Origin of the sequence: Stutzerimonas sp. R40042 (assembly GCF_026642215.1) — a bacterium.
In the GTDB taxonomy this organism is placed as follows: Bacteria; Pseudomonadota; Gammaproteobacteria; order Pseudomonadales; family Pseudomonadaceae; genus Stutzerimonas; species Stutzerimonas frequens.
Genome location: NZ_CP113258.1, coordinates 3,517,562 through 3,543,897, shown reverse-complemented (window position 1 = coordinate 3,543,897; position 26,336 = coordinate 3,517,562). Strand labels below are relative to the sequence as shown.

At 64.6% G+C, this 26,336-nt stretch carries 23 protein-coding genes; 6 read left to right on the top strand and 17 right to left on the bottom strand.

Going from position 1 to position 26,336, the window contains the following annotated elements; translation table 11 throughout:
• Positions 1-61 precede the first annotated feature (61 nt).
• The 5 genes from OUY36_RS16780 to OUY36_RS16760 form a co-directional block, all read right to left on the bottom strand.
• The gene (locus OUY36_RS16780) at positions 62-1,684 is read right to left on the bottom strand and encodes a methyl-accepting chemotaxis protein (protein ID WP_267935191.1); all 1,623 of its coding nucleotides are present in this window, start codon (positions 1,682-1,684) and stop codon (positions 62-64) included.
• A gap of 85 nt (positions 1,685-1,769) precedes the next feature.
• Positions 1,770-2,864 carry a DUF1513 domain-containing protein gene (locus OUY36_RS16775; protein WP_267935189.1) on the bottom strand — a complete coding sequence of 365 codons (1,095 nt, stop codon included), beginning with the start codon at positions 2,862-2,864 and terminating at the stop codon, positions 1,770-1,772.
• Positions 2,865-2,866: 2 nt separating this feature from the next.
• Positions 2,867-3,943, bottom strand: coding sequence for an imelysin family protein (locus OUY36_RS16770; RefSeq protein ID WP_125869065.1), 1,077 nt, complete (start codon positions 3,941-3,943; stop codon positions 2,867-2,869).
• A gap of 75 nt (positions 3,944-4,018) precedes the next feature.
• The gene (locus tag OUY36_RS16765; protein WP_267935187.1) at positions 4,019-5,434 is read right to left on the bottom strand and encodes a di-heme oxidoreductase family protein; all 1,416 of its coding nucleotides are present in this window, start codon (positions 5,432-5,434) and stop codon (positions 4,019-4,021) included.
• 154 nt (positions 5,435-5,588) lie between these two features.
• Positions 5,589-6,923, bottom strand: coding sequence for an imelysin family protein (locus tag OUY36_RS16760; protein ID WP_208216589.1), 1,335 nt, complete (start codon positions 6,921-6,923; stop codon positions 5,589-5,591).
• 173 nt (positions 6,924-7,096) lie between these two features.
• Between OUY36_RS16760 and OUY36_RS16755 the strand changes: the two genes are divergently transcribed.
• Both OUY36_RS16755 and OUY36_RS16750 read left to right on the top strand, forming a co-directional pair.
• Entirely contained in the window at positions 7,097-7,669 is a 573-nt protein-coding gene (locus OUY36_RS16755; protein ID WP_110776138.1) for a LemA family protein, read from the top strand.
• On the top strand, positions 7,670-8,563 hold the full coding sequence (locus OUY36_RS16750) for a GIDE domain-containing protein (protein WP_063540059.1): 894 nt from the start codon (positions 7,670-7,672) through the stop codon (positions 8,561-8,563).
• Between the two features lie 152 nt (positions 8,564-8,715).
• On the opposite strand, the gene OUY36_RS16745 is transcribed toward OUY36_RS16750, so the two are convergent.
• From OUY36_RS16745 to OUY36_RS16735, 3 genes are all read right to left on the bottom strand, one after another.
• The gene (locus tag OUY36_RS16745) at positions 8,716-10,776 is read right to left on the bottom strand and encodes a putative bifunctional diguanylate cyclase/phosphodiesterase (protein ID WP_110776140.1); all 2,061 of its coding nucleotides are present in this window, start codon (positions 10,774-10,776) and stop codon (positions 8,716-8,718) included.
• Between the two features lie 286 nt (positions 10,777-11,062).
• The gene (locus OUY36_RS16740; RefSeq protein ID WP_003299885.1) at positions 11,063-11,644 is read right to left on the bottom strand and encodes a superoxide dismutase; all 582 of its coding nucleotides are present in this window, start codon (positions 11,642-11,644) and stop codon (positions 11,063-11,065) included.
• A 397-nt stretch (positions 11,645-12,041) separates the two neighbouring features.
• Positions 12,042-12,650: a LysE/ArgO family amino acid transporter gene (locus OUY36_RS16735; RefSeq protein ID WP_267935186.1), complete on the bottom strand. Its 609-nt coding sequence runs from the start codon at positions 12,648-12,650 to the stop codon at positions 12,042-12,044.
• Positions 12,651-12,742: 92 nt separating this feature from the next.
• Here OUY36_RS16735 and OUY36_RS16730 point away from each other — a divergent pair, with 92 nt between their 5' ends.
• Positions 12,743-13,633, top strand: coding sequence for a LysR family transcriptional regulator ArgP (locus OUY36_RS16730; protein ID WP_125869069.1), 891 nt, complete (start codon positions 12,743-12,745; stop codon positions 13,631-13,633).
• Between the two features lie 8 nt (positions 13,634-13,641).
• On the opposite strand, the gene OUY36_RS16725 is transcribed toward OUY36_RS16730, so the two are convergent.
• Positions 13,642-13,914, bottom strand: coding sequence for a hypothetical protein (locus OUY36_RS16725; RefSeq protein WP_267935185.1), 273 nt, complete (start codon positions 13,912-13,914; stop codon positions 13,642-13,644).
• Between the two features lie 361 nt (positions 13,915-14,275).
• Here OUY36_RS16725 and OUY36_RS16720 point away from each other — a divergent pair, with 361 nt between their 5' ends.
• Positions 14,276-15,172: an ATPase gene (locus tag OUY36_RS16720; protein WP_267931063.1), complete on the top strand. Its 897-nt coding sequence runs from the start codon at positions 14,276-14,278 to the stop codon at positions 15,170-15,172.
• A gap of 62 nt (positions 15,173-15,234) precedes the next feature.
• Here the strand turns inward: OUY36_RS16720 and OUY36_RS16715 are convergent, their stop codons facing one another.
• A complete protein-coding gene (locus tag OUY36_RS16715; RefSeq protein ID WP_267935184.1) occupies positions 15,235-17,106 on the bottom strand; it encodes an autotransporter domain-containing SGNH/GDSL hydrolase family protein in 1,872 nt (623 codons plus the stop codon).
• Positions 17,107-17,465: 359 nt separating this feature from the next.
• Here OUY36_RS16715 and OUY36_RS16710 point away from each other — a divergent pair, with 359 nt between their 5' ends.
• Positions 17,466-18,662: a GGDEF domain-containing protein gene (locus tag OUY36_RS16710; RefSeq protein ID WP_267935183.1), complete on the top strand. Its 1,197-nt coding sequence runs from the start codon at positions 17,466-17,468 to the stop codon at positions 18,660-18,662.
• A 48-nt stretch (positions 18,663-18,710) separates the two neighbouring features.
• Here the strand turns inward: OUY36_RS16710 and pncB are convergent, their stop codons facing one another.
• From pncB to hmpA, 4 genes are all read right to left on the bottom strand, one after another.
• Positions 18,711-19,904 (bottom strand): nicotinate phosphoribosyltransferase, encoded by a 1,194-nt coding sequence (gene pncB / locus OUY36_RS16705; RefSeq protein ID WP_267935181.1) that lies wholly within the window; start codon positions 19,902-19,904, stop codon positions 18,711-18,713.
• 281 nt (positions 19,905-20,185) lie between these two features.
• On the bottom strand, positions 20,186-20,356 hold the full coding sequence (locus OUY36_RS16700) for a general stress protein (protein WP_102839785.1): 171 nt from the start codon (positions 20,354-20,356) through the stop codon (positions 20,186-20,188).
• A gap of 202 nt (positions 20,357-20,558) precedes the next feature.
• Positions 20,559-20,810 (bottom strand): hypothetical protein, encoded by a 252-nt coding sequence (locus OUY36_RS16695; protein ID WP_110776147.1) that lies wholly within the window; start codon positions 20,808-20,810, stop codon positions 20,559-20,561.
• A gap of 50 nt (positions 20,811-20,860) precedes the next feature.
• On the bottom strand, positions 20,861-22,039 hold the full coding sequence (gene hmpA, locus OUY36_RS16690; RefSeq protein WP_267935179.1) for an NO-inducible flavohemoprotein: 1,179 nt from the start codon (positions 22,037-22,039) through the stop codon (positions 20,861-20,863).
• A gap of 264 nt (positions 22,040-22,303) precedes the next feature.
• On the opposite strand from hmpA, the gene OUY36_RS16685 reads away from it, so the two are divergent.
• Positions 22,304-22,528: a DUF2188 domain-containing protein gene (locus OUY36_RS16685; protein ID WP_156244728.1), complete on the top strand. Its 225-nt coding sequence runs from the start codon at positions 22,304-22,306 to the stop codon at positions 22,526-22,528.
• Between the two features lie 11 nt (positions 22,529-22,539).
• Here OUY36_RS16685 and OUY36_RS16680 read toward each other — a convergent pair whose 3' ends face one another.
• From OUY36_RS16680 to OUY36_RS16670, 3 genes are all read right to left on the bottom strand, one after another.
• On the bottom strand, positions 22,540-23,388 hold the full coding sequence (locus tag OUY36_RS16680; RefSeq protein WP_267935178.1) for an urea transporter: 849 nt from the start codon (positions 23,386-23,388) through the stop codon (positions 22,540-22,542).
• Between the two features lie 92 nt (positions 23,389-23,480).
• Complete coding sequence (gene pyk, locus OUY36_RS16675) at positions 23,481-24,896, bottom strand: pyruvate kinase (protein ID WP_267935177.1); 1,416 nt, start codon at positions 24,894-24,896, stop codon at positions 23,481-23,483.
• A 56-nt stretch (positions 24,897-24,952) separates the two neighbouring features.
• The gene (locus OUY36_RS16670) at positions 24,953-26,224 is read right to left on the bottom strand and encodes a glycerate kinase type-2 family protein (protein ID WP_156244725.1); all 1,272 of its coding nucleotides are present in this window, start codon (positions 26,222-26,224) and stop codon (positions 24,953-24,955) included.
• Positions 26,225-26,336: the final 112 nt, after the last annotated feature.

Below are 26,336 nucleotides of genomic sequence, written 5' to 3'. Positions count from 1 at the left end.
AGGGCGCATGACTGCTGAAATGCGGGGCAGGCGACAGACTGTCGAGCCGCCCCGCTGATCGTCAGCCTGCGAGGCGGCGGGTAACCTCGGTAAGCTGCGCCGACAATCCGTGCAGGTTCTGGCTGGCGGCTTCGGTGCGTTCGACGTTCTGCTGGTTGGTGGTGGCGATGGACGTGATCTCGGTGAGGTTGCGCGAGATGTCCTCGGCCACGGCGGTCTGCTCCTCGGCTGCGGTGGCGATCTGGCGGTTCATGTCGCGGATCGCTTCGACCGCTTCAGTGATGCGTTGCAGCATCTGGCCAGCTTCGGTCACCTGGCCGACGCCCTGTTCGCTGCGCGCCTGGCCGCTCTCGATGGCGCGCACGGCGTTGCTCGCGCCGGTCTGCACGGTGTCGATGATCTGGTGGATTTCGGCGGTGGATTCCGCGGTGCGCTGGGCCAGCGTGCGTACCTCGTCGGCGACCACGGCAAAGCCGCGGCCGGCGTCGCCCGCGCGAGCGGCCTCGATGGCGGCATTGAGCGCGAGCAGGTTGGTCTGGTCGGCGATGCCGCGGATCACTTCCAGCACCTTGCCGATGCGCCCGCTGTCACCCTCCAGGCGGCGGATGACATCTGCCGTGCTGGCGATCTCGTTGCTCATATCGGTGATCGTGGCGATGGTGCCGCGCATCACCTCTTCACCCTGTTGGGCGGAATGGTCAGCGTCGTCGGCAGCCTGCGCGGCTTCGGCGGCATGCCGCGAGACTTCCTGAGCGGTCGCGGACATCTCGTGCATCGCCGTGGCGACCTGATCGGTACGCGAGAACTGCTCGCGGGCGCCTTCGGCCATCAGCCTGGCGATGGCGTTCAGCTCGCCGCTGGCACTGTCCAGATTTGAGGTGCTCTGTTGCAGGCGGGTGAAGGTATCGGCGAGGAAGTCGCGCAGCACGTTGGCGGCGGCGGCCAGGCGGCCCAGTTCGTCAGCGCGGCTGGCATCCACGCGGTCGGCGAACTTGCCCTGGCTGAGGCGCGCGATGTGCTCGATCAGGTTGCGAATCGGTTCGATGATCCGGCGATTGACCAGCCACAGGCTGAACAGCGCCACCACCACGCTGGCGAGGATCATGATGATCGGGCCGAAGGATGCGGTGCTCTGTGCATCGGCACGGATGGTCTCCGAGCGCTGCGCGGCGGCTTCTCCCAGCTGCTCGACCAGCTCGCTCAGCTGAGCGCTGGTCGCCCGGTCGATACCGGCGACCGCGGCGTCCCCGGCGAGCGGGTCGCTGTCGGCGGCAATGTAGGCATCCAGGCCCTTGCGGTAGGCAGCGCCGAGAGTGCGGTGCTCGTTGCGCAGGCTCTCGATCTGTCTGGCCAACTCCGGCTCGTCAGCGCTCAATACGAGCAGGTCGCCGAGGATCTTCTGCACCTTGGCTTCCTGGGCCTCGAACTGGCTCCAGTAGCGGTTGCGCTGTTCGGGCTGCTTGCCGCGCAGCAGTACGTTCTTCCATTCCTGGACCTGCACCTTGAACTCGAGGTTGGCCTCGTCGATCAGCTGCACTTCGGCCAGCGGGCCGTCGAGCAGCGTCTGGAAGTGGTCGATGTTGTTGCTGAGCAGGCGAATGCAGGCAAGGGCGATGAGGAGGGTCAGCAGCAAGCTGCCGCCGATCAGCGCGAGGATCTGCGCGCGCAGGGATTTCTGGAGCATGGGCAAGGTCTCGTCATTTGAGAAAACGTCAATGAGCATCCCTGCCGTTGCCCTGCATCATCGGCCGGCTGACGTTTTTCTTGAGCTAGACGATGCGCAAATGGTTGTCCCAGAGCCCGGCCGGCATTTTCAGGTGGCTGCTGACGATATGCGCGCCCCGGCAGTCGAACAGCCGGCAGCGGCCCTGTCCGGAGCTGACGACGAAGCCTTCGGTGACGGCGGCGACACCCGCGCAGTCGGGCAGATGGGTCTCCTGACGCAGCTCTGCGGAGTCCAGGTCCCAGAAGAACACCTTGTTGCCACGCGGTGCGGTGACGGCCAACAGGCGTAGTTCATCGTGAATGGCCAGGCTCGCGGTGTACTGGTTCATGCTCTGCCGCTGCGCCTCGCCGAGAGGAAAATGCTGGAACGGCTGACCCGGACGCTTGATCGCCAGCAGCGGGACGCGGTCCATGGCGTCGCCTTCGTACTGCTGGCCGCTGACGATGGTGCCGTCCGCCGCAACCGCGAGGTGACGCACGCTGTTCATCTGCTCGGGCAACTGTTCCTTGCTCACCAGGCTGCCATCGCGGCGCAGCAGCACCAGGCTCGGCTCCATGGCGTCGAGGTTCATCATCTCGCGGCTGTCGGCCTCGGTGCGGATGCCGCCGTTGGCGATGACCAGGGTTTCGTGGTCGGGCATCCACAATAGTTGGTGCGGGCCGATGCCATGGGTGGCATGTTCGCCGACCCGCACGAGCTGCCGGCCGTCCAGGCGGTAGACGCCGAGTACTCCGCGGCCTGGGTCGGCGGTGTCGTTCTCGGTGGCGTAGAACCATTCGCCGTCGCGATGGAACACCCCGTGGCCGTAGAAATGGCGATCCTTCGGCGAGACCAGCACCTGCAAGAGCTGCCCGTCGCGTGAGTCGATCAGGTAGCTCTCGCGGCTCGGGCGGCGGCCGACGAAGACCGCCAGCGGCAGGTAGGGGTGCGGATAGACGTCGTGGCAGCGTTCGGCGACCGGGGTGGCGAACACCTGACTGCCATCGAGCCGATAGCCGACGGCGTAGTGCTGGCCGTCATTGCCATCACGGGCCGAGAGCAGCACCGGTTGCCCGCCGTTACGCGTCAGCGTCCAGCCGGTAATTCCGCCGGCGGCCAGCATGGCACCACCGAGGCCGAGCAGGGTTCGACGCTTCATGTTCAGTCTCCGTCGTGGGCGTTGAACCCGATCTGCACACCTAGCGCGCGGGCCAGTTCCAGCTGATGCAGGCGGTGCAGACGGTCGATTCGCGCGTACAGCTCGTCGAGTTGTGCTCGACCCTCTTGCTCGGCGAGCAACTTGCCGAACGGCTGCTTCAGGCTCGCCAGTTGCTGCAGCACCTCGCCGTAGCTGGCATCGATACGTGCAGCCAGTTCGCTCTGCTCCTGGCCCAGCAGCGCGCGCAGCCCGTTCTGCTCGGCGCCTGACCACAAGCGCTCGGCGCCCTTGACCGCGGCCTCGATGCTGCCGAGCGTCGTGTCGCTACGCCAGCCTTCGGCCTGGTAGGGCTGCGGATGACCCTTGGACTGCCGGCCGAGGGGCGCGCCGAGTTTCTTCTTCAGGCCATCGAGGGCGGTGACCTGTATCCGCAGTAGCTCGGCAATGGCCTCGTTCGGTTCGGCATAGCGCTCGTTGGGAAAGCTGCGCAGCTGGTCGGCCATGCCGTCCTTGTCCTGCCAGCGCTGAAGCACGCCCGCGGCGAGTTTCTGCTGATGTTCGCCGATAGCCGCCAGCAGCGGACAATACCGGGCCTTGGTGGCCTGGTCGTTCAGATCGATGCTGCGGTCGAACAGGATGTATTCGTAGGCACTCAGTCCCTGGACCACTACGCTGGCATTGTCGAGGTCGGCCTGGCTGAGGTCGGGTTTGGCTTCGAGCAGGGCGCCGACCTGACGCGCGACCAGGTTCTTCTTGTCCGGCCAGAACTGGACCTGCCAGGCCAGATTGCCCTCGCCCAGCGGGCCGATCAGCAGGGGTTGCAGGCCCGCCCAGGCTGTCTGGGCGTGCACGAAGGCTTCGCGCGCCTCCTCCAGCGTCTGGTTGTCGGCACAATAAGCGATGGCGCTCGCCGCGAGCCGACGATCCACTTCCGACCATTGGGTGTAGGCGGGTAGCAGCACGTCATCGGCCAGCGCCTTGCTGGTTTCCACTTGCGGATCGGCCGGGGTGCAGGCGCTCAGCAGGAGCGCGGCGAGCAATCCGCCGCTGGCGATGCGCAAGGAATTCGAACGGATCATGGTGTCCTCTTTGGCAGAGCCGGTTTGCAGGCCTGCAGCGATACGCAAGCCCGGCTGAATGTTGGATCTGGAGACTCAGAGCGACTCCAGGAAGCTCAGCAGCGCGTCACGCTCCTGCTGGTCGAAGCCGAGCACGACCTGGCGTGCTTTTTCCGCCTCGCCACCGTGCCAGAGTATCGCTTCGAGCAGGTTGCGGGCGCGGCCGTCATGCAGGAACTGGCTGTGGTCGCTGACCGTCTGGGTCAGGCCGACGCCCCAGAGCGGCGGGGTACGCCACTCGCGACCGCTGGCCTCGAACTCGGGGCGGTGGTCGGCCAGGCGTTCGCCCATGTCATGTAGCAGCAGGTCGGTATACGGGCGGATCAGCTGGTTGGCCAGCTCCGGTTCCGCCGCGTCGGCTGCGGTGGTGAACTGCGGCACATGGCAGCTTTGGCAGCCGGCCCGGTGGAACAGCGTCTTGCCGGCCAGGACCTTGGGGTCGTCGACGTTGCGCCGCGCCGGCACGCCGAGGTTGCGCGTGTAGAACAGCACCTGGGCAAGGATGTTGTCGCTGACTTCCGGCTCGCCACCGTGGGGCATCGCCAGGCAATCGGTCTGGCGCTCCGTGCAGCTGTTTCCGCTGAAGAGGCTGGTGGACAAGCCCATGTCGTTGAAGAAGGCATCGGCGTTCTGCTGATTGAGGCTCGGTTGCCCGGCCTTCCAGCCGAAGCGACCCATCACGGTCTCCCGGGTGGTCTGATCGAAAACCCGATTGGGGCGCCCGGAGATGCCGTCACCGTTGCGGTCGTCCGGGTCGGCATTGGCCAGCAGCGCCTGCTCGGGGATGGCTTCGAGCAGGCCGAGGCCGATCATCTGCGGCGCGATGCGCAGCGACACAAGGGTGTCTGGATGCATCTCGCCGTAAGCCAGCTCGCTCAGCTCGACCTCGGGCTTGCGCAGTTCCACCTCGGTGCCATCGGCGAAGCGTACCCGCTCGGTCGAATAACGCAGGCGAGCCTTGCCTTCGGGGGCGACTCCGGGCACCGCCATGTCTTGCAGCTGACCGCCGTAGCACGGCTCCGGAGCGATGCCACGTTCGCGGACGACTTCGGCATGCTCGGGACCCGCCGGGATGGACAGGCGCACCAGCATCGAAACCGCGCTGGCCGCGTCTTCCGCGGGCGGATGGCCACGGCCGTCCTTGATATGGCAGTTCTGGCAGGCATTTGTGTTGAACAGCGGGCCGAGTCCGTCGCGCGCGGTGGTGGAGGACGGCGCGATGACCCAGGGATTGCGGAAGAAACTGTTGCCGACACTGAAGTCGAGCCGGCGCATCGGCGCCAGGTTCGCAGCGGGCATGGAGAAGGCGTTGTGGTCGAACTTCATCACGGTAGCATCGCCTGCGGACAGGGCTTCGCCGGGCTCGGCCTGGGTGAAGCTGGGGGTTTCGTCGTTACAGGCGGCCAGAGCCAGAACCAGCAACGGAAGGAGGCCGCGGACCAACGGGCGCATCGGAAATACCTGCACAGCGGTGAATTAAGCCGCGCAATCTTAGCAGGCTAATCGACTTGAAATAAGAGGGATTTGCATTTGCGCGGGAGGCCTGTCCCGCAGCGCTGAAGGGAGAAGCCTTGGCGCGACAAAGCGTCGCGCCAAGGCTGAGCGATCAGAACTGGTGATCGGCCGTATCGGGGTTGAGGTCGCTGATGCCGAGGGCGGCGGCGGCCTGTTCGATCGATGCGGTCTGCTTGACCAGGGCGGCGATGGCGTTGCGCACCTTTTCCTGGCCTTCGGCATTGTCCGGCGCGATCAACTGATCGAAGGCTTCGCCATCCTCAGCGCTCTGCACCAGCACCTGCAGTTTGGCTTCGGTGCTCTCCAGGTCGGTCTTCAGCGTGCTGTCCACTTCCGGGCTCGCATCCTGAACGAGGGAGGCGAGGGACGGGCCGGTCAGCGTGGTGCCGTCGATGCGCTTGTACTCGCCCAGATAGACGTTGCGGATACCACGCGCATTGAAGAAATGCGAGTTATGCGTGTTGTCGCTGAAGCAGTCATGCTCGTCCTCGGTGGAGTTAGCCTCCAGTGCGACCTTCATACGCTCGCCCGCCAGCTCGCCGAGCGACAGGCTGCCCATGCCGAACAGCATCTTGCGCAGGCCATTCTCGGCGGACTCCGCCTCGAGGCTGGCGCGGTAGTTCTCGGCGCCCGGCTGCCACTGTTCGACCATGTCCTGTAGATCGCTGACCAGCAGGTCGGTCGCTGCCTTCAGATAGGTCCGACGGCGGTCGCAGTTGCCACCGGTGCAGCCTTCGCCTTCGACGTAGTCGGTATATGGACGCTGGCCGGCGCCTGGGCCGGTACCGTTGAGGTCCTGCCCCCAGAGCAGGAATTCGATGGCGTGGTAACCGGTGGCGACGTTCGCCTCCGAGCCGGCAAGCTCGTTGAGGCTGGCCAGCAGCTCGCCGTTGATCACGCTCGTATCGATCTTGTCTTCGCCGATCTGCACTTCCGGATTGGCGATGATGTTCGCCGTCGCGCCCGGGTTGCCCAGGGCATGCTGATAGTCGCCCTCGACGTAGTCGATCAGGCCCTCGTCGAGCGGCCAGGCGTTGAGCTGACCTTCCCAGTCGTCCACCACGGCGTTGCCGAAGCGGAAGACTTCGGTCTGCATGTATGGCACCCGGGCTGCCAGCCAGGCCTCACGGGCGGCCTGCAGCGTCTCTTCGCTGGGATTGGCGAGCAGGCTGTCGACCGCCTCCTGCAGCTTCACGCCGGTGGCATGAGCATCGCTGAACACGGCCAGCGCCAGGTCGGCGTAGTGAGCCACGACGGCCTTGGCGGCTTTTTCGTCGAGCGTCTTTGCCTGTTCGGCAGGCACTGACTCGGTTGTCGCCTGCGGGGCCGCCGTCTGGTTCGTGGGCGTCTTGTCCTCGCCGCAACCGGCGAGCGAAATAGCCACGGCGAGAAGGCTGGCGGTTGCCCAGGTGGGAGTGCGTAGCATGTGCGGATTCCTTTGCGTGCGGGTGAACGAAGCCGAGTGCTGCTCGGAAGCGCCTAATAATGCGAAAGATTTTCATTTTGTGCAAAGCCAATGCGTGCACGAGCTCTCTATTCCGTTCCGCCCCCGTCGGTAGAATGCTGGCGATTTGCTTATGTATCCCCGGAGACGCGACGATGAGCCTTGGCGTAGTGGCTGTGCTGGTAATCCTGTTCCTTATCGCTGCGTATGCGGTGACTCTCTATAACGGCCTGGTCCGCCTCAAACATGGAGTTGGTAAGGCCTGGGCCAACATCGATGTGCTGCTGCGTCAGCGCCACGAGGAACTGCCCAAGCTGGTGGAGACCTGTCGGCAGTACATGCAGCACGAGCGCAGCACGCTGGAGCAGGTGATCAGCGCTCGCAATGCCGTTTCCAGTGCGCGTGAGCAGGGTGATGTCGGTGCACTGGGGCAGGCCGAGACCGGGCTGCGCGCTGGGCTCGGGCGGCTGTTCGCGCTGGCCGAGAACTATCCGCAGCTCAAGGCCGACGAGAGCTTTCGCCACCTGCAGCAGCGCATCAGTGGACTGGAGAGCGGCATTGCCGATCGGCGCGAGCTTTATAACGAAGCGGTCAATCTGAACAACGTGCGCATCGAACAGTTTCCCGACGTAATCCTTGCACGTCTGTTCGGCTTCAAGGAGGCGGCTCTGCTGCAGTTCAGCGAGGCAGAGAAGGCCGATGTGAATCTGAAGGCGCTGTTTGGCTAAATGGATTTCGCTCAGGTCTTCAGCCTTGTCGCAGCCGGTGCCCTCGCCGTCGGTGGTGCAGGGTTAAGCATTGGGCGGTGGGCACGTGCTCGCCATCTGCTCGACACGCCGACCTCGCGCATCCGCTCGGCTGCCCAGGGTTATGTCGAGCTGGTTGGCATCCTGCGCGAACTGGTGGTGCCGCAGCCGGTGGCGCCGCTGACGGGCGAGCAGTGTCTATGGTGGCGCTACCGTATCGAGGAGTACCGCTCCAACGGCAAGCGCAGCAGCTGGCGCGTGGTCGAGCGAGGTGTCAGCGATGCCTGGCTGCGTCTGGCCGATGCCACTGGCGAATGTCTGATCGATCCGCGCGGTGCGGAGGTCCATCCGGCCTTTCGCAGGGTCTGGACCGGCGATCTGCGCCACCCGCGCGGCACTGCGCCGAGTGGCTGGCTGAGCCTGTTCGCTGGCAGCAAGCGCTATCGCTATACCGAGGAGCGCCTGCACGAAGGTGAGCCGCTGTATGCCATCGGCGACTTTCGCACCAGTGGTGGTGGGCGCCAGGGGCTTGATCTCGACGCGGCCCGGCGAGAAGTTATCCGTCACTGGAAGGGCGATTTCGCCGGTCTGTTGCAGCGTTTCGACAGTAATGCCGACGGCGTGCTCGACGAGCAGGAATGGCGCCGGGTGCAACTGGCTGCAACGCTCGAAGCGGAAGACCAGCACCGCCAGCGCAGCGCAGTCCCGGAGCGGCACCAGCTGAGTCGTCCGCAGGAGGCGCTGCCGTTCGTCCTGTCCAGTCATGGCGAGGAGGTCCTTGCTCGACGCTTCTACTGGCAGGCGGCGGGTGGGGTGCTGATGTGTCTGGCCGGCGCTCTATGGCTGGCCTCACAGCTGGGTGTGGACGGCTGGTAAGGCGTACCGCTCCGGCGGCTGCGTCGATGCACTCGGCTCCCACAAGCGCTTGCGGTTGTCCGGGATTTCGCCTCCATGTTCACAAGGCTTGTAGCGGATGCCGGCCTTCCTCGTGAGCGCGCCGAGGTTCGCACAAGCCATTTCTTCTGCGCTTAGCGCAACTCGGAATTGGCGGCCCGATCGAAGGGTTGTGACTGGCGCAGCAGCAGCTCCAGGTCGCGCGCAGGCAGTGGCTTGCTGTAGTAGTAGCCCTGACCTTCCTGGCAGCCCTCGGCGATCAGATAGGCCTCCTGCTCCGGGGTTTCGACCCCCTCGGCGATGACTGTCATGCCGAGGCTCTTGCCGAGCTGGATGATTGCCCGAACGATGGTGGCGCCTTCGTCCTGGCCGATGTCCTGGACGAAGCTCTTGTCGATCTTGATCTTGTCCAGCGGCAGGCTCTTGAGGTAACTGAGCGAGGAATACCCGGTGCCGAAGTCGTCGATGGCGATGAGCGCCCCGGAGCGCCGCAGGCTGTGCAGGTTGTGTGCGGCGGCTTCGATGTCTTCCATCAGTCCGGTTTCGGTCACCTCCAGCTCGAGGGTTTCGGCTGGCAGCTGATGGGCCTGCAGCAGCTCGCCGATCATCTCCGGCAGCTGCGGGTGGCGCAGTTGCACCGTCGAGAGGTTCACCGCCACGCGCAGGCCGGTGTAGCCCAGCGCATGCCAATGGCGCAGCTGGCTGCACGCCTGGTCCAGCACCCATCTGCCGATCTCGATGATGCTGCCGTTCTGCTCGGCGAGCGGAATGAACAGATCCGGCGGAACCAGCTTGCCCTGGGGGTGCTTCCAGCGGATCAGCGCCTCGACGCCGATGATGCGGTTCTGCTGATAGTCCACCTGTGGCTGGTAGACCAGGTGGAACTCATCCCGCTTGAGGGCTTCGCTGAGGTCCTTCTCCAGCTCCCGGCGTGCACGCATCTCGCTGTCGATACTGGCGACATAGAACTGGTAGCGGTTGCGCGAGCGGCTCTTGGCCAGGGTCATGGTCTGCTCCGCCTTCTGCAGGAGCTTCTCGGTGCTGTCGCCGTCTTCGGGGTAAAGAGTGATGCCGATGGTGGCGCGCAGGCGGATCAGATGGCCGTTGAGCTCGATCGGATTTTCCAGGTCGTCGAGCAACTCCTGCGCCAGCTCGGCGGCTTCGTAGGGCTGTTCGATGCCGCCGAGCACCAGGACGAACTGGTCGCCGCCCAGTCGCGCCAGTGCCCCGAGCCGGCTGCCCGAATCGCGTAGTCGGTCGGCCAGCGCCTTGAGCAGATGGTCGCCGGCCTGGTAACTGTACTGTTCATTGATGCCTTTGAAGTCGTCGAGGCCCAGGCAGAGCACCGCGATGCGGCGTTGCAGGCGCCTTGCCTCGTCGAGGATGTGGTCGAGCTGCCGTTGCAGCTGCTGGCGGTTGGGCAGGCCGGTCAGCGAATCATATTGAGTCATGCGCTGCAGGCTGCTTTCGGCCTGCTGGCGCAGGTGCATGTTGTGCTCGATGGAGGCGAGCAGGCCATTGGCGGTTTCCACCCAGAGGCCGAGTTCATTGGCCTCGTGGCCCTTGATCATCGGCAGCTTGTGCGCACCGGGGCGGTCCGGGTTGATCTGCGCCAGGTGCTCGATGAGCTTGGTGAGCGGACGAGTCAGCAGCCACTGATAGATCAGATAGAGAATGAGCCCCAGCGTCAGCGCGCGCAGTATGCCGACGATGAAGATCACCACCGAATCGCTGATGAATTCCTGGCCGTACTGGGCGGTATCCAGGGTGATGCGCAGATCGCCGTAATACTCGTTGTAGGGTGGTTTACCGACCAGGGGAATCGAGAATTGCTGATCGCGGCCGAGGATCGGGTCGGTCAGCCAGCGTGTCGGCAGTTTGATCGGTGGGCGGATCTTCAGCGCCAGCATGCCTTCGTCCGGATGACCGATCGAGGCCATGCGGATCGACTCGTGCTGAAACAGGCCCTCCATCACTTGGGCACCCATCTCCCGGTCGAGGCTGTAGATCGCCTGGGTGGACGGGTCGCGGGTCATGCGCAGGATGCGTTGGGCGTCGGCCTCGATCAGGTGGCGGGTCTTGTAGGCGCCGAAGATGATCTGTGCGCAGCTCAGCACAAGCCCCACCGCCAGGGCTGACAGGAGAACGATACGTAGGAGCTTCCGCGACAGGCTATTGCGCAATTCCAGCTTCAAGTGAAGGTCCTTTTCCGTGCCACGTGCTCGGTTGCGCAAGTATTGATAGTCATTGAGCAATCGTCAAAGAGGCAGTTATCACCGGGAAAACCAGTAGCACCGAATGTGCGGGCGATACAACACGGCATGCAAGTGCGGATTATCCTCGAAGGCCCGCCGTGTGCCGAATTCATCCGTCGGGTCGCAGCTTTACGGGCCCGTAAAGCATATAGCGGCAGGTGATGCAGAAGCCTTAAATGAAAATGCCCGCACGGGTGCGGGCATTCTCTGTACGGCGCTGAGGCGCTTAGCCGGCGAAGTTCTTCGCGACGAAGTCCCAGTTGACCAGGTTCCAGAACGCCTCGACGAACTTCGGACGAGCGTTGCGGTAGTCGATGTAGTAGGCGTGTTCCCAGACGTCGCAGGTCAGCAGCGGCTTGTCGCCCGCGGTCATCGGGTTGCCGGCACCGATGGTGCTGGCCAGGCCCAGGCTACCGTCGGATTTCTTCACCAGCCAGGCCCAGCCGGAGCCGAAGGTGCCGATGGCGGTCTTGGTGAACTCTTCCTTGAACTTGTCGAACGAGCCGAAGGAGGCGTTGATGGCATCAGCCAGCGCGCCGGTCGGCTGGCCACCGGCGTTCGGCGCCAGGCAGTTCCAGAAGAAGGTGTGGTTCCAGACCTGGGCGGCGTTGTTGAAGATGCCACCCGAAGAGGTCTTGATGATGGATTCCAGATCCTTGCCTTCGAACTCGGTGCCCGGGATCAGGTTGTTCAGGTTGGTCACGTAGGCAGCGTGGTGCTTGTCGTGATGGTAGTCGAGCGTCTCGGCGGACATGTGCGGCTCGAGGGCGTTCTTTTCGTAAGGCAGCGGCGGCAATTCGAAAGCCATGATGTATCTCCTACTCAGGTGTCGAGGATTGATGCGGCCAGCTCGGAGGGACGAACGGGGTTTGCCGGCGTAGCCGGTGAGCAGGCGCTGCATCGCGTCCTGCTCTTGCCTCTGTCGTTCCCTTCGCTCGCTACATGCTTGCGCAATCTCTGGCCGTTCACGGTCGGCCGAACAGACAGACTGAAGCCTTCCGCTCCATGTCTGCGAGCCAGCGATCATAGCACCCGACCTGCGGCAAAACCACGCGGCAACTGTATGGACTATTCGTTCCAGAGCGGTTGCGGCGCGGCGCCTTGGATGCCAAGCACTGGCTGCGCCTTGCGTGGACCGCATAGTCGGGCGTGGTGTTCCGTACGATGTGGGAAAAGGTGCGCGGTGCAATGCCGCGCGCTGACGTTCAGGCAGCGAATGCCAGTTGGGCGGCGATGGCGAACATCATGGCGGCCACGCCGAGATCGATCAGCCGCCAGGTCAGCGGACGGGCCAGCCAGGGGGCGAGCCATGCGCCGCCCAGCGCAAGGGTGAGAAACCACAGAGTCGAAGCACTGGCGGCCCCCAGGGTATAAGCCCCGGGTTCGGGCTGCTGCGCGCCGAGGGTGCCGATCAGTACCACGGTATCCAGATAGACATGCGGATTGAGCAGCGTCACCGCCAGCGCGGCCAGCAATACCGCGCGTAGCGGGCGCGGTTGCGCGTCTTCGCTGCGCAGGCTCTGTGGCTTGGCCGCGCGACGCAGGGCCAGCGTGCCGTACCAGAGCAGAAAGGCCACACCGCCCCAGCGGGTGATCTCCAGCAACAGCGGGCTGCTCGCCAGCACCGCGGCCAGCCCGAACACCCCGACGCTGACCAACAGGACGTCGCAGACGATACACAGCGCCGCCACCGGCAGGTGATGCTCGCGGCGCAGGCTCTGGGCTAGCACGAAGGCATTCTGCGCGCCGATTGCCATGATCAGTCCTGCCGCTACCAGAAGTCCGTTGATATAGCTCTGCCAGATCGCACTCATGTCGCACGCCTCGTTCGTTTTCTGCTGGCGAGTCTGCGGATTGACGGGCTATAAGAGAAACCAATTTTGCTCACGTAGCATTAGGGGAACTGATGTTCGACTACAAATTGCTGGCCGCGCTTGCGGCGGTTGTGGAGCAGGCCGGCTTTGAACGCGCCGCGCAGGCGCTGGGCCTGTCGCAATCGGCGATATCACAGCGGATCAAGCTGCTCGAGGCACGCGTCGGCCAGCCGGTATTGCTGCGCGACACACCGCCGAGACCCACCGAGTTGGGCCAGCGCCTGCTCAACCATGTGCAGCAGGTGCGCCTGCTCGAGCGCGACCTGCAGGGGCAGGTCCCGGCGCTCGATGAAAACCGTCTGCCGGAGCGCCTGCGTATCGCGCTGAACGCCGACAGCCTGGCGACCTGGTGGGCCGGTGCGGTGGCGCCGTTCTGTGCCGAGCACCAGGTGTTGCTCGATCATGTGGTGGAAGATCAGGCCGTCGGGCTCAAACGCATGCGCGCGGGCGAGGTCGCGGCCTGCGTCTGCGCTGCCGAGCGGCCGGTGGCCGGCGCGCGCAGCCAGTTTCTCGGGGCGATGCGATATCGGGCGTTGGCCAGCCCGGCGTTCATCGAGCGGCATTTTCAGCGTGGTGCGAACGCCGCGGATCTGGCGCGTGTCCCGGCCGTGGTGTTCGGCCCGGACGATCAGCTGCAGCATCGTTACATGTCGGCGGTCGGTGGCGGTGAGGTGTTCATTCACCATTTGTGCCCCTCGTCGGAGGGCTTCGTGTGCATGTTGCGAAGCGGCCTGGGCTGGGGGCTGGCGCCCGAGCTGCAGGTGCGCGGCGAACTTGCGCGTGGTGAACTGGTCGATGTGCTGTCCGGGCCGCCGATCGACGTGCCGCTGTACTGGCATCACTGGCGTAACGGCGGACAACTGCTCGATGAGCTGACGCGGCATCTGGTGCGTTGCGCCAGCGACTGGCTGTTGGTCGGGTGAGGTGCGAGTCAGGCGAGCACGCGCTGGCCTCGGTAGATGCGAACCGCCGGACCACTGTTGGCCGGACGTGTCGGTGGCGGCGGTGCGGGCGGTAGCTGGTCGCTGAAAGCCGCGAGCTGACGGCCGAGTTCGCGGGTCAGTTCGTCGTTTGAGCGCATGCTCGCTGCGAGCATTGCCACCACCGCGTCCGGCTGGTTGAGGTGGATGTCCAGTTGCTGTTCGTCGCGCAGTCTGCGGCGCAGGGCGCGCATGCAGTCGATCACTGCCTTGTTCAGCTCCATGCTGTATTCCTCGTGATTGCCCTAAGGCCCGACATCCCTGTCGGAAGTGTCTATCCGCTGGCGAGGATGACGGAGCAAGCGGCGTACCAGATCTGCTGGCTGCGTCTCGGCAGAAGTGTGACCGGCAAGCGAAACCCCCGGCCGGCGAGGCGTGCAGACTGTCGATCCATTGCGCAACCGCGTCCAGTGGCTCGTCGGTGATCGAGCCGGCCCCGGCTTTCAATGCACCGTGATGCGCGTTGCCGCCGTCGCGATGCTCCACTGCGGTGCAGCCAGGATGGCAGACTTGAGTCGCTGATGGCCTCACCCCGAACCGTTATACTGCGCGCTGTTTTTCGCACCGCGCCATCGAAGGTAACCCATGCGCAACGATGCTCACGACGAACTGGACAACATCCCCAGCCTGACCGCAGGCCGTGACCGTGTGGAGCCCTATCCGGCGCCGGATCTCGAGCCGATTCGCCGAACGCCGGATGACTACGGCGATGATTCGCGTGCGCGCCAACGGCGTCGCCCGGCAGGCGCTGCGAAGGCCAGCACCGCGCCGCTGTGGGTGATGGTCGTGGCGTTGTTGATCAGCCTCGCTGCGCTGGGCTGGTGGAGTTATCGGCAGATCGCCATGCTGGAACTGCAGCTGGTCGCCACGCAGGAGAGTTTCGCCAGGATCAGCGAAGACGCCGCCGGTCGCTTGCAGGATATCTCCGGCAAAGTGGTCGCCACCGAATCCAACGTGACGACCGAGAGCGAAGCCGTGAAGCTGCGCATCAAGCAGCTCGAGCAACAGACGCAGGAGCTCGCACGCAAGCAACAGGCCTTCGCCACCGAGCAGCAGAGCCTGACGGGCAGGCAGGGCAATCAGGACCAGCGCCTGGATGAGCAGGGCAAGCGTATGGAGCGCCTGACTGCCGATCTGCAGGCCCAGCAGGGCAGCAGTGCGACCCTGGCCGAGACGGTGAAGACTCTGCGCAGCGAGCAGGCCACGCTGAAGTCTGCAGTCGACGAGCAATCCAAGCTAGCGACGCGAATCGATGGTCTGGGCAAGGAGGTCGCGGCGCTGAAACAGGCCGGCAACCAGAGTCAGGCGATCAGCCGTCTCGAACAGGACATCCTGGTTCTGCGCAGCGAGCTGGAGAATCGTCCGGCACCGAGCGCCGCCAACAGGGCCGAATTCGATTCCTTCCGCGCGCAGGTCACCCGCACCATCAATGCCATGCAGGGGCAGATCGCCAATCTGCAAGGGCAGATCGACGGGCGCTGACTATCGCCTCGTTTGGCCGCCGCGCGTATCGCGACGGCGGCCGCTTCCAGCCAGACCCTTTCTTACAGATCCAGTGCCAACGACAGCCCCACCCCATGGTCGCGGTTGTCGTTGCCGCGGTAATGGTAGTTGGCGCGTAGCGCCAGACCTGGCGTCAGACGGTGCGCCAGCCCCACGCTGAAACGCGTCTGGTCGCCGGTCTGCGTTGCACCGGGCAGTTCGAAGCTGTTGCCTGGCACGCTGTTCAAGGACATGCGCAGGTCGCGCCGGTCGTCGTCCTCGCGTTCCACTTCGCGCGCAACCTCACCGAACAGGCGGGTTCTCTCACTCAAGGCGTACTCGCCGAACAACCCGAGCGACAGGCGCAGCGAGTCCAGGTCCTGGTCGTCATAGCTCAATGCCGTGGAGCGGGCACCCTCTTCGCTGTAAGCGTCCACTTCGACCTTTTGATAGCTGGCGCCGACGAATGGGCCGAACTGCATCTGGTCGCCTGGCTGCATCAGATTGAAGCCGACCTTGGCCGCTGCACCCCAAACGGTGCCCTCGGTGTCACCTTTCTCCGCGCGTTCGGTGATGCCCAGGGCGAAGGTGCGTTGCAGGTCGTGGTAGTCCAGATAACCGGCGCTGAGGCTGAAGTCGGCGAACAGGCGGTGTTGCTCGTAACGGGCGAAGGCCGTGGCCAGGTAGCTGCGCATGTCGTAATCGGAGTCGCTGCGACCCAGCTCCAACGAGTTCTCTGCCAGCCCGAGGCTGATGCCGGCAAGCCAGGCTTCGCTCAGTCGATGGGTAACACCCAGCGACAGGCTAAGGCCGTGGCCGTCGCCGCCGCCGTAACCGTCGTACTCAGGTCGGTTGTAACCGCCCTGAACGAAAGTGCGCCAGGCACCGACTGCCTGCCAGTCGCCTCGCTGGGCGGCGAGTTCGCTATCGAGCTGTTGCAGGTGGGCGCGTAGCGCCGAGTGGCCCATTTCCGGCAGAAGCGAGACCTCCCAAGGCGCAGAGATAATCGAGTAGAGATAATCGGCGCTGATCTGATGAACCGCCGCCGTTGGATGGACGCCATCATTGAACATCAGTCGATTCGGGTCCGGCGCGCTGCCACCAAGGCTGTAGACCGGGTCCGGTTGGCAATTGCCGGCCGAGGAGTCAAAGCAGACAGCGGTCTGCGCCACGTTCGGATCGAAGCCGTATGCGGCAAGGTCCGCTCTCACCTCGGCGAGCAGCAGTCGATTGTTCACCAGCACATAGTTGCCGCCCTGAGCTTGCAGCTGGCTGGCCAGTTCGGCATTGAACTGGTCGCTCAGCGAATTGAACGCTGCTTCCTGGGCGATGAAGGCTCCCAGTGGCGTTGTGCCGACATCGGGCAGATCGGAGACGATGATGTAGCGCGCTCCAGCTGCCTGCAGCGCACCGACCCCTGCTACCAAATAGCTGGCCGCTATGTTCATGGGGGTCGGGCTGGCGAAGTATTGAAGAACGTCGTTGCCGCCTCCGTTGATGTAATACAGGGCGTTGCGGTCGGCCTGCGGGTTTTCGACCAGATAGCCCAGACGCGGAATTCCTCCTGGGCTCGAAGTAGTCGTGATCGAATCTCTGATCTGGTTAGTGCGATAGCCGCCAACGGCGTAGTTAGTCCCATCCGGATCAGGAAACAGAACGGGAGCGGCGGGTTCCGATTGCAGGCCGAGCATGGAGGCTAGGCGCTGAGTACCCACCTCTGCATAGGGCTCGCCGGGGCCGTAGGTCGGCCCGATACGGTTGGTGAAGCGCAACCCATCGAAGGTCGGACTCGACAGGTCGGGGAACGTGCCGGCATCGCTGAGCGAGTCGCCGAATACGATGAACTGGCTGAACGGTCCGCTATCGGCGGCGCTGACGGCTGTCGTGCAGCCGAGCAGGACGGCTGCCGCAAGCGGCTTGAGGGCGCTATGCACGAAGGTATCTCCTTATTGTTCTTTTTTTGGATACGTCGCCGGATAACAGAGCGACCTGCTCACGCTAATGGCTGTGCTACGCCGGCATAAGCGCCCGAAAGGGCGATTGTCGGTAGCCCAGGGCATCGCACTAAAGGCTTACTGGCGGTTTGACCGTACGCCATTTATTGTCCTGGCTCAAAAGGCGCAGATATCAAACTGCTACCATCTGCCGCGCTTGTGACTCGGGTGACGGAATGCCATGGCCATGAGCAACTGCCTGCTTGGAAAAAGGTGCTGAGGGCCAGTCTGGCGTTTGGATTCGCCGGGTTGCGCTCACCGTGCAAACGATCGTCCCGACATGGGAGCAGAACAATAAAATGCCATCGCTTCTCGATCTGCTGCGAAACCGACTGACGACGCTGCTGCCCAGCGAGCTGAGGTCCAGCGAGCTCCGCCATCTGCTCGACCCCCGGCGCCATCCGGTGCTGCTCTGTCAGCGTCGCGCGACGCTGATCGTCAACCGCGTGCGGCTGTTCGCCTTCCTCTTCGCCGTGCTGACGCCACTGTGGAGCCTGATCGACCTGATGGTGTTCGAGCCGAAGCTCTGGCTGGCGCTGGCCGGGTTGCGCATGATGGCCTGCCTCGCCTTCACGGGCCTGCTCTTGTTCTACCGGCCCAGTGGCAACCTCCTGGATGCCTACCGCGCGATCGCTATCCTCTTTGCCATCCCCACCGCCTTCTATATCGCGTCGCATACCCTGCTCGGCAGCTACCAGCTGGCGCAGTTCTCCGCGGTGGTCGGTGCCGGTTACGCTTTTCTGCCTTTCGTGCTGATGGCAGGTCTGACGATCTTCCCGCTGACGTTGGTGGAGAATCTGGTCCTGTCGAGCCTGTTGCTTCTGGCGCAGGCACTGGCCGGATACCTCAGCTGGGCGACGCTGAACTGGCCATCGTTCGCAGGAGCGTTCTGGCTGCTGATTCTCATCGCCGGCGTTGCCAGCCTGGCCAGCATGAGCCAGCTGGCGTTCATGATCGCACTGGTGCGCCAGGCGATCCGCGATCCGCTCACTGGCGTGTTTTCCCGCGGCAGCGGCGAGGAAATCCTGCGTCTGCAGTGGGACAGCGCGCAGCGCAAGGATTCCGCGCTGGCCCTGGCATTCATCGATCTGGATCACTTCAAGTCGATCAACGATAACTACGGCCACGAAGCCGGCGATCAGGTCCTGCGTGAGGCCGCTCGACGACTGGTAGCGACACTGCGCAGCTCCGACAGCCTGTTGCGGTGGGGCGGCGAGGAGTTTCTCCTGATCATGCCGGAGACCGACATGGAGCAGGCCCACAAGGCCATCGAACGCATCGTCGGCGAGGGGCTGGGCGTGCGGCCGGATGGCCTCGCGCTGACCGCAAGCATCGGCCTTGCCGAGCGCCGCAACGACCGGGTCGATGACTATCGTGACCTGCTCGAACTGGCGGACCGGCGCATGTACCTGGCCAAGACCGGCGGCCGCAATCGGCTGTGCGCCGCGGAGTCGGAGAAGCCCCAGCACCAGCGCGCGCTGGCCCTGGAAAGCTAGGCCCGACGCACTCGTCGCGACGGCCGGGCGCTGCGCTGCTGCTCAGCGTTACGCCAGACCGAAGACATGTCGCAGATAACCGACGAAGGCCTCGTCGCGGCACATGGTCTTGCCCGGTGAGTCGGAAATCTTCGCCACCGGCTGGCCATTGCACGCCGTCATCTTGATGACCATGTTGGTGGGTTCGACACCCGGGATGTCGCAAGTCAGTCCCGTGCCGATGCCGAAGCTCGGATTGCTGCGACCAGCCAGTGCACGATGAATCTGCAGCGCCCTGGCGAAATCCAGACCGTCGGAGAAGATCAACTGGCGCGTCCTCGGGTCGATGCCCAGTCGCCGATAATGCGCGATGGCTTTTTCAGCCCAGACGAGAGGATCGCCGGAGTCGTGGCGCAGACCATCGAACAGCTTGGCGAAGTACAGATCGAAGTCACGCAGGAAGGCGTCCATGGTGATGCAGTCGGTCAGCGCGATACCCAGCGCGCCCCGGTACTCGCGAACCCAACAGTCGAGCGCGGCGATCTGACTGTCGATGAGCCGTGGGCCGAGCTGCTGATGCGCCATGATCCATTCATGGGCCATGGTGCCCATCGGCTTCACGTCCAGCGTGCGCGCCAGATGCACGTTGCTGGTGCCGACGAAACGGCCGGGAAAGTCGCAGCGCAGACGTTCGACCACCATTTCCTGTACCGCGAAGGAAAAGCGTCGGCGTGTGCCGAAGTCGGCCAGGGTGAAGGTGGCCAGCTCTTGTTCGCCGGCCTGGCTGCGCAGCCAGGCCAGTTTCTCGTCGAGCCGGTCGCGCGCCTGCGTCAGGCTCACTTGCGGGTAACGGGCGCGGTTGCGTACTTCGCTGATGATCGCCAGCAGCGGCACTTCGAACAGAATCACGTGCAGCCAGGGGCCGCGCAGATGGATCACCAGCTCGCCGTCTTCCACATCCAGGCGCAGGTAGCGCAGGTCGAAACGAAACAGTCCGAGAAAGCGGATGAAGTCCGGCTGCATGTAGGGGATGCGCTCCAGATAAGCGAGCTCCTCGGGCGTCATCTGTAGCTCGGCGAGCGCTTCGATCTGCTCGCGTATGGCGTCGAGGTAGGGGCGCAGGTCTTCCCCTGAACGGCTGCGGAAAGCCCATTCCACCTCGGCATTGGGATAGTGATGCAGAACCGCCTGCATCATGGTGAGCTTGTAGAAGTCGGTGTCCAGCAGGCTCTGAATGATCCGCTCAGAAAATGCACTACTCATCGGCTGCTCCCGTCTGGAGGGTTCCGGCCGATGGTATCGACAAACGGTAGGTACTGCAGGCGGTATTTCATCGGTGAAACGATGAGATGTCTGGCGTGCAATTAGAATATGGTCGGCACGGCAGCTTCGGCGTGCTCATTTGATATCTGTTTAATATCGAATTTGATGAGTTTGAAGGCTGGGTTTCAATGCCGGGGAAGTTGTCGGAAAGTTAATCGGGACTTATAAAAAAAACAAGGCAGACGCCGAGGCGCCTGCCTTGTTTTACACGCCGTCAGCAATTAGCTGCTGCGGCCACCGCCGTGGCTGTTCTGGCCACCCTTGCGGCCGGCCTCGGAGGCCTTCTCGCGGTCGTTGGCGAAGTTTCCGCCGCTGTTGTGACCACCCTTGCGGCCGGCCTCGGAAGCTTTATCTCGATCGTTGGCGAAGTTGCCAGGATTGTTATTTGCCATGTGTTTTTCTCCTCAATTGGATAGACACTTTCACAAACGGCTGAAAGAGAGATAGTCCATCAGCCTTCACTGTGTCTGAGTGAGGTTCCTCTGATGGAGTTTCATACTGTGGCGAAGTGCAGACGAATGGTTTTCCATATCCGCTGTAGGACTATGGCGCCGTGAAATTACAAGCGAAACGGTAGTTGTCGCCTTGTTGATTTTATATATGTTGCGTCGAGTAACTGGCGAGACGCTTCTGGCGTTCTGCCAGTAGCCGCATCACGTAGCCGATCTTGACTGCGGTCGGGCCGAGAATGACCAGCGAATGGGCAGCGACGATGCCGGCCATCGTCAGTCTGTGGTCGAAGAAGTACGCCCCGGTGATGCCGAGCAGCAGCAACAGCAGGCCGCCGATCATCAAGGCACCGGCGAGGGCCATCAGGTTCAGCGCAGCGGAGCGGGTATGACGCATGGTTCGATCTCCTGTGAAGGAGGCCCGTCCGTGACGAGCCTCGTGATGGGTCAATCGAGGGCAGATGCCGGGCCGAAGAATTCGTAGCGGGTCTGCTGCTCCGGCACGCCCAGGGACTTCAGCTGGCGTTTGATGGCGGCCATGAAGGGCTTCGGGCCGAGGAAGTAGGCATCGACGTCACGGTCCGCCGGTAGCCAGTCGGCCAGCTGCTGCTCGGTCAGCCGTCCGACGGCATCCGGTGCGTCAGTCGAGTCGTCGTGTTCCTCGTAGCAGTAGAAGCGCTTGAGCTGTCCATGTCGCTCGGCGAGTGCATCCACGGTGCGGCGAAAGGCATGCACCCCGGCGTTGCGCGCACAGTGGATGAAGTGCACCGGGCGCGACGTTGCCAGCGCCGTTTCCAGCATCGCCAGCGTCGGGGTGATGCCGACGCCACCGCTGATCAGCACCAGCGGCTTGTCGCCGGGTTCGAGGATGAACTCACCTGCCGGCGCGAACAGCTCGACGGTCGCACCCTCCGGCATGTCGTGCAGCGCATTGGAGACCACACCACCCGGTTCGCGCTTGACGCTGATGCGGTACTCGCTGCCGTTGCCGGCGGCGGACAGCGAGTAGTTGCGGCGTACCTCATTGCCGTCGACCTGGAGCCTGAGGCCGATGTACTGGCCGGGCAGGAAGTCCATCAGCACCCCGCCATCCTCCGGTTGCAGGTGGAACGAGGTGATCTCCTCACTCTCCCTGACCTTGCGCGCGATACGAAACCGGCGCGCACCCCGCCAGCCGCCGGGAGCTTCGGCCTTGGCCTGGTAGAGCCGTTCCTCCTGGCCGATGAGAAGGTCGGCAAGCTGCTGATAGGCTGCGGCCCAGGCGTCGATTACCGCATCGGTGGCGATCGCATCGCCAAGGACCTCGCGGATGGCCCGCAGCAGGCAGCTACCGACCAGTGGGTAGTGCTCGGGCAGCACCTGCAGGGCGACGTGCTTGTTGATGATCTGTGCCACCAGTGGGCCGAGGGTTTCGAGGCGGTCGATATGCCGGGCGTACATCAGCACACCGTTGGCCAGTGCGCGTGGTTGCTCACCGCTGGCCTGGTGCGCCTGGTTGAACAGCGGTTTCACCTCGGGATGTTCGCTCAGCAGGAGCTTGTAGAAGTGAGTGGTCAGCGCCTCGCCGCCGCTTTCCAGCAATGGCACGGTGGCTTTGATTAGGGCGATCTGTTCAGCGCAAAGCATTCAATACTCCTCTGGTGGGAAAAACCGGACGGTGTTCGTCGAAGCGAACACGTGCCGTTGTGCCAGAGGTATTTCAACAATCGTTCCAGGTTGGAATTGACTTGAATCAAGGTTTTCCCGGCCCTCATGGTGAATTTCACCCTCGATCGTCGGGGTGCTAATCACCTTTCATGGTGGTGAGAACCCTGTTGCCGGCGAGGCCGAACCTCGCCGCTTGCCCGCTTTCATATAGGACTCATCAGTCATAACCAAGGAGACAGGCACATGGAGATCTACCACATCACTCACGAAGACGATCGTTGGGTGCTGCGCGAAGAGGGCGATCAGCGTGCGTTGATCGAAGCCGCACGGCGCGAGGACATCCTCGACGAGACGCGGGATTACATGAAATTGCGTACGTCCCTCGTCAAGGTACATGCCGAGAATGGCGAGGTCGCGGAAGAGCATCGCTACCCCCAGGAGCAGGACCCTCTGGCAACCCGAGGCTGAGGCCTGGCGGGCTATTCGACCCGGTCGGGGCGGGGCGCGCGCAGCGTCAGCCCCAGCCAGGTCGCCAGCAGGAACGGCAGGGTCAGGGTCGGCAGGCCCAGCTCGATGCACGCCCGCCAGATCGCCACTGCGGCGGTCATGCCCAAGAGTGGCAGGCGCCAGCCTCCACGCCATTGCGCCAGGGCCAGCGCGGCGAGGGCCGGGTTGAAACCGGCCTGGCCGTCCGCCCAGGGTGCGCCGAACAGGCCCGCAGCCAACAACCCCATCGCCGAGCCCGCCAGCAGCCACAGGGCATCGCGCAAGGAGGCCAGGGCCACGGCCGCCAGCAGGCAGGCGGCCGCGAGCGGCGCGTCGAGAAACACCACCTGACCGATACCCAGCAGCCAGGCGGTCAGCAGCGTCGCTGCGTCTGCCGATGGCATACCGGACGAGGTAACCGGCGCCGGCTCGATGAGCCGCACGGTGAGCAGACCGATCAGCACGAAGGGCAGGGTGAAGCCCGGCAGGCCGTCGCCGCGGCGTAGCCGAGCGAGCAGCCAGGCCTGCAGCGGACAGCTGGCCAGCGCCGCGATGCAGATCAGTGCCAGGCTGGTACCGGTCAATCCCAACAGATCAACCAGCAGCGCGCCCAGCAAGGCGGCGTTGTAACCGTAGAGGCCGTCGTTGCGGTCAGCCGCCGAGTAGCCCAGCCAGCTGGCGCCGCCGTGGGAGACCAGCACGCCGCACAGCGCACCGGCAAGCTGCGCTGGAGCGCCGCTGGCCAGTGCGAGCATGATCAGCGCCCCGCAGCCGGCATGGCGCTGCAGAAAGATCTGGGCGAAGGCCTGCAGCACGGCGCGCAGCTGCAGAGGATCGGGCATCGACGAAATCCGAGGCGAGCGCAAGGGCACCGGCTCGCAAGGAGCCGGCGGCGAAGTCGAAGAGAAACGGCCGGGCCAGCGCCCGGCTCCTGTCAGGGCAGGACTTCGATGCGCAGCGAATTGGTGGTGCCCGGCTGGCCCAGCGGTACGCCGGCGGTGATCAGCACCGTGTCGCCGCTTTCGGCCATGCCCTGCGCCTGTGCCAGCTCGACGGCGTGGCTGCTGACCTGCTCCATGTCGCGCATCGGCGCATCCACCACCGAATACACGCCCCAGGCCACCGTCAGCTTGCGTGCGGTGGCGGTGCTCGGCGTCAGGCTGAGGATCGGCGTGGCCGGCCGCTCGCGCGAGGCGCGCAGGCTGGAACGGCCGGACTCGGTGTAGTTGACCAGCACCGCCACCGGCAGGATGCCGCTGATGCGGCGGATCGCGCAGCTGATGGCATCCGGCAACGTCGCCTCGGCGTTGGGTCGGTGCACGTCGAGCTGCGCCTGGAAGTCCGGACCGCTTTCCACCTGACGGATGATCTTGCTCATCATGCTCACCGCTTCCAGCGGGTAGTCGCCGGAGGCGGTTTCCGCCGACAGCATCACCGCATCGGCGCCTTCGGCCACCGCGTTGGCCACGTCGGTGACCTCGGCGCGGGTCGGGGCCGGCGCGAAGCGCATGGATTCGAGCATCTGCGTCGCCACTACCACCGGGCGGCCGAGCTGGCGGCAGATGCGCACGATGTCCTTCTGGATGCGCGGCACGTTCTCCGGCGGCACCTCCACGCCCAGGTCGCCGCGCGCCACCATGATCGCGTCGGACAGCCGGGCGATCTCGCGCAGGTGCTGCACCGCCGAGGGCTTCTCGATCTTGGCCATGAGGAAAGCCCGCTCGCCGATCAGCTTGCGTGCCTCCTGAATGTCCTGCGGGCGCTGTACGAACGACAGCGCCACCCAGTCCACGCCCAGTTCGAGGCCGAAGGTCAGGTCCTGGCGGTCCTTCGCCGTCAGCGGCGAAAGCTCCAGCACCGCCTCTGGCACGTTCACGCCCTTGCGGTCGGACAGCTCGCCGCCGGCCACCACGCGGGTATCGATGGCGTCGGCATGGCGCTCGGTGACTGTCAGGCGCAGACGGCCATCGTCGATCAGCAGCTGCATGCCCGGCTCCAGCGCGGCGATGATCTCCGGATGCGGCAGATTCACGCGGCGGCTGTCGCCCGGTGTCGGGTCCAGATCCAGGCGAAAGGCCTGCTCGCGCTCTAGCCTCACCTTGCCTTCGGCGAAGCGGCCGACCCTGAGTTTGGGCCCCTGCAGGTCCATGAGAATGCCGATCGGCTGGTTCAGCTCGCGTTCGACCTGGCGAATCCAGGTGAAGCGCTCGGCGTGGTCGCTGTGCTCGCCGTGGCTGAAGTTCAGGCGGAACAGGTTCACGCCGGCCTCGACCAGTGCGCGCACGTCGTCGACGCTGCGGGTGGCCGGGCCGAGGGTGGCGAGGATCTTGACCTTCTTGTCGTGTGTCATGGCGGTGCTCTGGGGCAGTTGTTGTTCTGATGCGCGCCTGAACGAAGTGGAGGCCGTCAATCCGACGACGGCAGGATCAGGATGGCGCGGAAATCGTTGACGTTGGTGCGCGTCGGGCCGGTGACGATCAGGCTGTCCAGCGCGGCGAAGTAGCCATAGCCGTCGTTGTTGGCCAGCGAGTCGGCCGCGCGCAGGCCCAGCGCCTCGGCGCGGGCGAAGCTGTCCGGGGTCATCAGCGCGCCGGCGTTGTCCTCCGAGCCGTCGATGCCATCGGTGTCGCCGGCCAGCGCGTAAACGCCGGGCAGGCCTTGCAGCGCTTCGGTCAGGGCGAGCAGGAACTCGGCATTGCGCCCGCCGCGTCCGTTGCCGCGCACGGTGACGGTGGTCTCGCCGCCGGAGAGGATCACGCAAGGCGCGGCGATCGGCTGGCCGTGCAGCACCACCTGGCGGGCGATGCCGGCATGCACCTTGGCCACCTCGCGTGCTTCGCCTTCCAGATCGCCGAGAATCAGCGGGCTGATACCGGCAGCACGGGCCATCTCAGCCGCGGCATCGAGCGACTGCTGCGGCGTGGCGATCAGCTGGAAATGGCTGCGCGAGAGCATCGGGTCGCCAGGCTTGAGGGTTTCCGAGCGCGGATCCTCGAGCCAGGCGCGCACGTTGGCCGGCACCTCGATGTGGTAACGCTCGAGAATCGCCAGCGCCTCGGCCGACGTGGTGGGGTCGGCCACGGTGGGGCCGGAGGCGATCACCGTCGCTTCGTCGCCGGGCACGTCGGAAATCGCATAGGTGTACACGCTGGCCGGCCAGCAGGCCCTGGCCAGGCGGCCGCCCTTGATCGCCGAGAGGTGCTTGCGCACGCAGTTCATCTCGCCGATGTGCGCGCCGGAGCGCAGCAGTGCCTTGTTGATCGCCTGCTTGTCGGCCAGCGAAATGCCTTCGGCCGGCAACGCCAGCAGCGACGAGCCACCGCCGGAGAGCAGGAAGATCACCCGATCGCTTTCCTCGAGGTTGCTGACCAGCTCCAGCACGCGGCGGGCGACGCGCTCGCCGGCATCGTCCGGGACCGGGTGCGCGGCTTCCACCACTTCGATACGCCGGCAGTCGGCGTGGTGTTCGTAGCGGGTCACCACCAGTCCGGACAGTTCACCTTCCCAGACCTTTTCGATGGCTTCGGCCATGGCCGCGGCCGCCTTGCCGGCGCCGATGACGATGGCACGGCCGCTGCGGTCTTCGGGCAGATGGTCGGCGAGCACATGGCGCGGATGGGCGGCTTCGATGGCGCTGTCGAACAGCTGGCGCAGCAGGGCTTGTGGGTCGAGGGTCATCTGAAGCTCCTTGTATGAGGTCTGCAGCCGATTCCAGACCTTAGGGCTCGCCGAAGCAAGCGCTAAGGGTTGAAATCGACCCGCCCGGCCGTCGGGCCGTGACTCCTTGTGC

Coding starts and splice junctions, on each gene's coding strand:
- OUY36_RS16760 (WP_208216589.1), bottom strand. CDS start 6,923: ATGCTACGCACTCCCACCTGGGCAACCGCCAGCCTTCTCGCCGTGGCT.
- OUY36_RS16725 (WP_267935185.1), bottom strand. CDS start 13,914: ATGGAGCTGAACAAGGCAGTGATCGACTGCATGCGCGCCCTGCGCCGC.
- OUY36_RS16670 (WP_156244725.1), bottom strand. CDS start 26,224: ATGACCCTCGACCCACAAGCCCTGCTGCGCCAGCTGTTCGACAGCGCC.
- OUY36_RS16740 (WP_003299885.1), bottom strand. CDS start 11,644: ATGGCTTTCGAATTGCCGCCGCTGCCTTACGAAAAGAACGCCCTCGAG.
- OUY36_RS16735 (WP_267935186.1), bottom strand. CDS start 12,650: ATGAGTGCGATCTGGCAGAGCTATATCAACGGACTTCTGGTAGCGGCA.
- OUY36_RS16780 (WP_267935191.1), bottom strand. CDS start 1,684: ATGCTCCAGAAATCCCTGCGCGCGCAGATCCTCGCGCTGATCGGCGGC.
- pyk (WP_267935177.1), bottom strand. CDS start 24,896: ATGACACACGACAAGAAGGTCAAGATCCTCGCCACCCTCGGCCCGGCC.
- OUY36_RS16680 (WP_267935178.1), bottom strand. CDS start 23,388: ATGCCCGATCCTCTGCAGCTGCGCGCCGTGCTGCAGGCCTTCGCCCAG.
- OUY36_RS16685 (WP_156244728.1), top strand. CDS start 22,304: ATGGAGATCTACCACATCACTCACGAAGACGATCGTTGGGTGCTGCGC.
- OUY36_RS16695 (WP_110776147.1), bottom strand. CDS start 20,810: ATGCGTCATACCCGCTCCGCTGCGCTGAACCTGATGGCCCTCGCCGGT.
- hmpA (WP_267935179.1), bottom strand. CDS start 22,039: ATGCTTTGCGCTGAACAGATCGCCCTAATCAAAGCCACCGTGCCATTG.
- pncB (WP_267935181.1), bottom strand. CDS start 19,904: ATGAGTAGTGCATTTTCTGAGCGGATCATTCAGAGCCTGCTGGACACC.
- OUY36_RS16770 (WP_125869065.1), bottom strand. CDS start 3,943: ATGATCCGTTCGAATTCCTTGCGCATCGCCAGCGGCGGATTGCTCGCC.
- OUY36_RS16765 (WP_267935187.1), bottom strand. CDS start 5,434: ATGCGCCCGTTGGTCCGCGGCCTCCTTCCGTTGCTGGTTCTGGCTCTG.
- OUY36_RS16710 (WP_267935183.1), top strand. CDS start 17,466: ATGCCATCGCTTCTCGATCTGCTGCGAAACCGACTGACGACGCTGCTG.
- OUY36_RS16750 (WP_063540059.1), top strand. CDS start 7,670: ATGGATTTCGCTCAGGTCTTCAGCCTTGTCGCAGCCGGTGCCCTCGCC.
- OUY36_RS16730 (WP_125869069.1), top strand. CDS start 12,743: ATGTTCGACTACAAATTGCTGGCCGCGCTTGCGGCGGTTGTGGAGCAG.
- OUY36_RS16775 (WP_267935189.1), bottom strand. CDS start 2,864: ATGAAGCGTCGAACCCTGCTCGGCCTCGGTGGTGCCATGCTGGCCGCC.
- OUY36_RS16755 (WP_110776138.1), top strand. CDS start 7,097: ATGAGCCTTGGCGTAGTGGCTGTGCTGGTAATCCTGTTCCTTATCGCT.
- OUY36_RS16700 (WP_102839785.1), bottom strand. CDS start 20,356: ATGGCAAATAACAATCCTGGCAACTTCGCCAACGATCGAGATAAAGCT.
- OUY36_RS16720 (WP_267931063.1), top strand. CDS start 14,276: ATGCGCAACGATGCTCACGACGAACTGGACAACATCCCCAGCCTGACC.